This window comes from Mesorhizobium sp. M7A.F.Ca.US.014.04.1.1 (assembly GCF_003998745.1).
In the GTDB taxonomy this organism is placed as follows: domain Bacteria; phylum Pseudomonadota; class Alphaproteobacteria; order Rhizobiales; family Rhizobiaceae; genus Mesorhizobium; species Mesorhizobium ciceri.
In genome coordinates this window covers 1-838 of record NZ_RZRW01000792.1, presented here as the reverse complement: position 1 = coordinate 838, position 838 = coordinate 1, and the positions used below count along the sequence as shown (strand labels likewise).

General features: G+C 63.4%; 1 protein-coding gene. It reads left to right on the top strand.

Annotated features, from left to right (window positions below):
* The coding region (locus EOA22_RS31535) for a carbohydrate ABC transporter permease (RefSeq protein ID WP_245478734.1) at positions 1-731 on the top strand (731 nt) is incomplete at its 5' end.
* Positions 732-838 lie beyond the last annotated feature (107 nt).

Below are 838 nucleotides of genomic sequence, written 5' to 3'. Positions count from 1 at the left end.
CGGCCGAAGCGCGCCTGCCGCCGCTGCCGCCCTGGCCGACATCAGGCTTCTCGCTGGAGAACTACGCCACGCTCAACAGCTTCGGCGACGGGCTCTGGGTCTCGGCCCAAAACAGCATCTATGTCTCGGTGATGACCGTGGTGCTGTCGGTCGCCGTCAGCGTGCTGGCCGGCTATGGCTTTTCGCGGTTCCGGTTTCCGTTCAAGGACCTGTTCTTCATCCTCATCCTGTCGACGATCATGATCCCGTTCCAGTCGATCCTGACGCCGATCTTCCTGGTGCTGACCAAGCTTGGCCTGCACAACACGCTGACCGGCCTGGTCGGCGTTTATGTGACGCTGCAACTGCCGTTTTCGATCTTCATGATGCGCAACGCCTTCGACGCAGTGCCGCGCGAGATCGAGGAAGCCGCCCGCATGGACGGCGCCGGCAATCTCACCATGCTTTGGAAGGTGATGCTGCCGCTGGTCTGGCCGGGCGTCGTCACCATCGCCCTGTTTGCCTTCCTCGGCGCCTGGAACGAATTCCTCGCCGCCCTCGTGCTGATGACCGACCAATCCAAATTCACGCTGCCAGTGATGATGACCGCACTGCAGTCGGGCCGCTTCGGCGCCATCGACTGGGGCGCGGTGCAGGCGGGCGTCACCGTGATGATGGTGCCGTGCCTCATCCTGTTCCTGGCGCTGCAGCGCTTCTACATCCGCGGCCTGATGGCCGGGGCCGTCAAATAGAATGGAGTAAATTCATGACCGCATCGCCATCCGCAAAAACCGGGAAACCGAAGCTCGCCTTCCGCCCGCTGCCGGTGCCGCAGGTCGACGTGCACGGCTTCTGGGGC